5 protein-coding genes are annotated in these 6,000 nt (G+C 70.0%); all 5 read left to right on the forward strand.

The features are described from left to right. Nucleotides 1-551: 551 nt before the first annotated feature. Complete coding sequence (locus E4P42_RS21340; RefSeq protein WP_135128071.1) at nucleotides 552-1,190, forward strand: TetR/AcrR family transcriptional regulator; 639 nt, start codon at nucleotides 552-554, stop codon at nucleotides 1,188-1,190. A gap of 114 nt (nucleotides 1,191-1,304) precedes the next feature. Beyond that, entirely contained in the window at nucleotides 1,305-2,522 is a 1,218-nt protein-coding gene (locus E4P42_RS21345) for a cytochrome P450 (protein WP_167759570.1), read from the forward strand. A gap of 50 nt (nucleotides 2,523-2,572) precedes the next feature. Beyond that, complete coding sequence (locus tag E4P42_RS21350; protein WP_135128072.1) at nucleotides 2,573-3,544, forward strand: enoyl-CoA hydratase/isomerase family protein; 972 nt, start codon at nucleotides 2,573-2,575, stop codon at nucleotides 3,542-3,544. A 6-nt stretch (nucleotides 3,545-3,550) separates the two neighbouring features. Then, on the forward strand, nucleotides 3,551-5,878 hold the full coding sequence (locus E4P42_RS21355; RefSeq protein ID WP_135128073.1) for a CaiB/BaiF CoA-transferase family protein: 2,328 nt from the start codon (nucleotides 3,551-3,553) through the stop codon (nucleotides 5,876-5,878). Then, a partial coding sequence (locus E4P42_RS21360; RefSeq protein ID WP_135128074.1) for an SDR family NAD(P)-dependent oxidoreductase occupies nucleotides 5,875-6,000 on the forward strand: 126 nt, incomplete at its 3' end. The genes E4P42_RS21355 and E4P42_RS21360, both read left to right, overlap by 4 nt.

Genomic DNA, 6,000 nt, shown 5'->3' on the forward strand with positions numbered 1-6,000 from the left:
GGCGCGCCTTCGCGCTCCCAGAGCAGCAGGTCGACCCGGTGGTCGGCCATGCCGGCGGTGACCCAGCCGCGCACGGCCGGATCGCCGCGCAACACCTCGGCGGCCACCACCAGCGACCGCCCGAGCGCCGGTTCGCCGAGCCGGGTGGCGCCCGGCGCCCACGCCAGTTGATCGGCCCCGAGGATCTGCGCCGGCCTACCGGCCTCCGCATCGGAAGCGGCCGCCTCATCCGAAATGAGCAGCGCCACATCCCATCCCGCCATCGCGTGGTCGCACATCAGGGCGCCGGCCCGCCTGACCGCGTCCACGGGATCGGCCGCGACGACCACCAGTTGGTACCGGCCGACGTCCGCGGCCGGGGGCGACGGCGCCTGCGAGGATGGCGACCGGATCTCGGAGAGTGCGACCATGGAGCGTCCTTCCGCTACGGCGAGGAGAGACCTGAGGCACTACGAATATAGAGAGACGACCGGCATGATCGGGGCGGTTTTGACGAGTCCGGTCGACCGGCCGCGCCGCCCGGGTACGGCCACTACACTGCTCGGACCGCGATGAGACGAAAACCGGATCCCGAGCAGCGCCGCCGCACGATCTGCGACGCGGCGATCCGGCTGCTGGCCGGATCCGGCAGCAAGGGGTTGAGTCACCTCAAGGTCGACCGCGAGGCGGGTTTCCCCGACGGCACCACCTCGTTCTACTTCCGCACCCGGTCCGCGCTGCTGCGCGCCGTCGCCGAGCGGGTGGCCGAACTCGACCTGGCCGACATGCGCAGCGCGATGGACGATCCGGCGCCCGACGGCGCCGCCTCCCGGTTGGCGCGGCTGGTCGTGCAGGCCGGCCGGGAACCGCAGCTCACCCGCACGAAGGCCCGCTACGAGCTGACCATGGCCGCGTCCCGCGACCCGGAGATGGCCGAGGTGATGCGCCACCAGACCGAGGCGTTCAACCGGTTGCACCACGACATCCTGGGCACCTTCATGCCCCCCGATGCCGACCCCGCGGTGATCGGCGAGGTGACCGACGTGACGCTCACCTTCATCAACGGTCTGCTGCTGCGCTTCGCCCATGGCGACCGGGTCGTGGATTCCGCCGAGCGGCTCGACGAGATGATGTCGGCGATCATCACCGGCATCCTGCTGGCCCGGACGCCGACCGGCACGGCATCGCTGCCGTGCGGCTCACGAGAATGACATTCTTTTAAGCGAAGAGTGTAAATCGCCCGAAATCGTCAACGCGCTGACACACTGGCACGGGTTGCCCTGCGGCACAAACATGTCCGGCTGCGCAGCGAAAGGCGGAAGTTCGTGGCACTCAGCACCGACAGCAGCACCGTGCAGGACCTCAACTACGACCCCTACGACGTCGCGCTCAACACCGACCCGTATCCGATGCTCGGCCGGATCCGGGAGGAGGCGCCGCTGTACTACAACCCGACCCACGACTTCTACGCGCTGAGCCGCTACGACGATGTCGACGCCGCACTCGTCGACCACGACACCTACAGCTCGGCCCGCGGCGCGGTCCTCGAGATCATCAAGTCCGGAATGGAGATCCCGCCCGGCACGCTGATCTTCGAGGATCCCCCGATCCACAACATCCACCGCAAGCTGCTCTCCCGCATCTTCACCCCGCGCAAGGTCCTGGCGCTCGAACCCAAGATCCGCGAGTTCACCGCCCGCTGTCTGGACCCGCTGATCGGCAGCGGCCGGTTCGACTTCGTCACCGACCTCGGCGCCCAGATGCCGATGCGGGTGATCGGCATGCTGCTCGGCATCCCCGAGGCCGACCAGCAGCACGTGGTCGACCACGGTGACTCGACGCTGCGCACCGAACACGGCGGCAAGATGACCGACAACCCCGACGGCGCGATCGCCACCGGCGAGGTGTTCGCCGAGTACATCGACTGGCGCGCCGAACACCCCTCGGACGATCTGATGACCGAGCTGCTGAACGCCGAGTTCGCCGACGAGACCGGGGCCCGGCGCCGGCTCGGCCGCGACGAGTTGCTGCTGTACCTGCAGGTGATCGCCACCGCGGGCAGTGAGACCACCACCCGGCTGATCGGCTGGGCCGGCAAGGTGCTGGCCGAACACCCCGACCAGCGGCGCGAACTCGTGGGCAACCGGACCCTGCTGCCTGCCACCGTCGAAGAACTGCTGCGGTTCGAGCCGCCCGCGCTGCACGCCTGCCGCTATGTCACCCGCGACGTCGAGCACTACGGGCAAACCGTGCCCGCCGGTAGCGCGATGATGCTGTTCCTGGCCGCCGGCAACCGGGATCCACGCCGCTTCGGCCCCACCAGCGATTCGTTCGACATCCACCGTGAACCCCGCCAGCACCTGTCGTTCGGCGTCGGCACCCACTTCTGCCTCGGCAACGCGCTGGCGCGGCTGGAGGGCCGGATCGCGCTGGACGAGATCCTGGACCGCTTCCCCGAGTGGGAGGTGGACCTGAGCACCGCCGAGCTCAGCCCGACCTCCACGGTGCGCGGCTGGGAGTCGATGCCCGCCGTCGTGCCCTGAGCCGGACCCGAAACCGCGTGTCCAACCCCGGAAGGAAGTGGAGTCGTCCCATGCCCGAATTCGACTACGTCGAGATGAAGAAGGAAGCGGAGCAGTACATCCGCTTCGAGAAAGACCGCAAGAACCGCATCGCCACCATCACCTTCGACCGGCCGGACGCGCAGAACTCCGCCACGCTGGGCATGCGGCAGCTCTACGCCGACATCATCCACAAGTGCAACGTCGACGACGACGTCAAGGTCGTCGTGATCCGCGGGGAGGGTGAGGATTTCGGCAGCGGCGGTGACCTGCCCGAGCAGCGGGGCATGATCGAGAACCCGGGGATGCCGCTGCACCACGAACTCGCCATCAACGACGACGACGTCAAATACCCCGAGGGCGGCTCCTACCGCTACCTGTCCACCGTCACCGACTTCTACGCCAAGGCGCCCGCGGGCAACCGGCCGCTGCAGGAGCTGCGCAAGGTCAGCATCATCGAGGCCAAGGGCTACTGCTACGGCTGGCACTTCTACCAGGCCGGCGACGCCGACCTGGTGGTGTCGTCCGACGACGCGCTGTTCGGTCATCCGGCGTTCCGTTACGTCGGCTGGGGCCCGCGGCTGTGGTGGTGGGCCGAGACCATGGGTCTGCGCAAGTTCTCCGAGATGCTGTTCACCGGGCGGCCGTTCAGCGCCAAGGAGATGTACGACTGCGGATTCGTCAACAGCGTGGTGCCGCGGGACCAGCTCGAGGACGAGACCATGAAGTACGCGATGGCGTGCTCGAAGTCGCGTCCCACCGACACCGTCGCCGTGCAGAAGACGTTCCTGGAGATCTACAAACAGCACAAGGGCGAGTACCTGGGCAGCCTGCTCACCGGCATGGTCGAGGGCATGCTGCCGATGATCACCAACGACCGCGAGAACGAGGTGGACCTGACGGGCGGCACGTTCGAGAAGGGGCTCAACAACGTCGTCAAGGACAACGACATGAATTTCCCGCCGGAGTGGCGCCTGAGCCGCGGCGGCCGCGCCAAGCCCTGACCGGTCATGTCGGCACTGACCGGGATCCGGGTCGTCGAGCTCGCGGAGTCGGTGGCCGGCGAGTACTGCGGAAAGCTCCTGGCCGACTTCGGAGCCGAGGTCGTCAAGGTCGAAGCGCCCGGACGGGGTAGCCCCACCCGGGCGCTGCGGCCCCGCGTCGGCGACACCGGCGCCGTGTTCGGCTACCTGAACACGAACAAACGGTCCGTCGCACTCGACCGGTCCGACACCGCCGCGCTGCACGCGCTGCTCGCGACGGCCGACGCGGTGATCGACGACCACGACCCGCAGTGGGCGGCCGAGGTATGGCGCGAGCACCCCGACGCGGTGGTCTGCTCGATCACCCCCTACGGCGCAGGCGCACCCGCCAACCGGCAGAACGCATACAGCCTCAACGTCTTCCACAGCAGCGGCTGGGGTTTCCACACCCCCAGCCACGCCGACCCGGCCCGGCCGCCACTGAAGGGCCCGGGCCGGTTCCTTGCCGACTACGAGGCCGGACTCGACGCCGCACTCTGCGTCGCCGCCTGCCTGTACGCTCAAGGACGCAGCGGCGCAGGGCAATTCGTGGACATCTCGCAGCAGGCCGTCCTCGTGTCGCGCGCGGACTGCATCCTCGGCCGCTTCGTCACCGGTGAGGTGGACCCGCAGAACACCCGCGACGACTTCGACCAGCAGGGGCCGGCGTCGTTCTTCGCCTGCGCCGACGGGTTCGTCTACCTGTACCTGACCAGCCGCGCGCACTGGGCGGCCGTCAAGGAGCTGATGGGCCGGCCCGAGTGGCTCGACGACTTCGCCGACGACTGGCTGGAGTTCTCGGTGACCCGCGAGAAGGTGGCGGCCTTCCACCGCGGTTTCGCCGACTGGATCCGCGAGCAGAGCCGGGAGGAGGCCGCCGAACGTGCTCAACGCGCGGGCGTTCCGCTGGTGCCGGTCAACGACGCCGCGGACCTGCGGCGCTCACCGCAGTACCACCACCGCCGCTACTTCGCGACCGTCGCCGATCCGGCGGCCGGCGATGTGCGGTACCCGACGGTGCCGTACCGGCTCAGCGCGTCGCCCGCGAGCCTGCGGTCCCCCGCCCCCGCGCTGGGCGCCGACACCGCCGACGTCCTCTCCACACCACGCGACCGGCGCACCGGGGCCGGCCAGCCGGCGGGCGGCGGACGCGGCGGCCCGCTGGCCGGGGTGCGCGTCGTCGAACTCACCAAGGTGTGGGCGGGCCCGTACGCGGGCAAGCTCCTGGCCTTCCTGGGCGCCGAGGTGATCAAGGTCGAGTGCCGCGCCCGCCCGGAGGAGATGCGCGCCTACGGCGGCACCGACATCGACCACGCACCGTACTTCCTGAGCATCAACCCCGAGATACTCAGTGTCGACCTGGATATCAAGACACCCGAGGGCATGTCGGCGCTGCGGGACCTGATCGCCCACAGCGACGTGGTGATCAACAACCTGCGGCCGGGCGCGATGGAACGCCAGGGCCTGGGCTACGACGCGCTGCGCGCGATCCGTCGGGACATCGTGTCCGTCTCGATCAAGATGTGGGGTAACGACGGACCGCTCGCCCATCAGACCGGGTACGCCCCGTGTTTCGCCGCGCTGGCCGGCGCCGCCGCGCTGGTCGGCTACGAGGGCGGGCCGCCGCTGGGCCCGAGCATGCGGTACGGCGACTCCACGGTCGGCGCGGCGGCCGCCTACGCGACGGTGGCGGCGCTGCTGCACCGGCAGCGCACCGGCGACGGTCAGTTCGTCGACGTGTCCGCGGTCGAGGTGCTGTCGTCGATGATCGGCGACACGCTGTTCGCCCATGAGCTGACCGGCCGGCCGCCGGTCCCCGACGGCAACCGGCATGCGGACATGTCGCCGCACGGCTGCTACCCGTGCGCGGGCGGCGACTGGGTGAGCATCGCGGTCCCCGGCGACACGACGTGGCAGGCTCTCTGCGCGGCGCTCGACGCACCCGCCCTGGCCGCCGACCTCCGGTTCCGCACCGCTGCGGCGCGGCAACGGGCGGCGGATGCGGTGGACGCCGAAATGAGCTCCCGCACCGCCACATTCGAGGTATCTGACCTGGTGCGACGCCTGCAGGCGGCGGGGGTGCCCGCCGCGAAGAGTGCGACGGCGGTGGACGTGCTCGGTGACGCCCTGCTGTGGGAGCGCGGCACGTTCTGCTTCGTCTCCGACCACCGCGAAGGTCAGCGCCCCGTGCTCGGGCCGTCGTGGCGGCTCTCGCGCGATCCGGCGCGCATCGAGCACGGCGCACCGAATCTCGGCGAGCACAACGATTACGTGTTCGAGGGAATCCTCGGCGGACGACGGATGGCGGCGACATGACCGAGCTGACCGGCACGGTGGCCCTGGTGACCGGCGCGAGCAGCGGCATCGGCGCCGCCACCGCGCGGGACCTCGCCGCCCGGGGCGCCGCGGTGGCGCTGCTAGATCGGAAGAGCGGCGTG

The sequence above is a fragment of the Mycobacterium sp. PS03-16 genome, from assembly GCF_004570325.1.
Lineage (GTDB): Bacteria > Actinomycetota > Actinomycetes > Mycobacteriales > Mycobacteriaceae > Mycobacterium.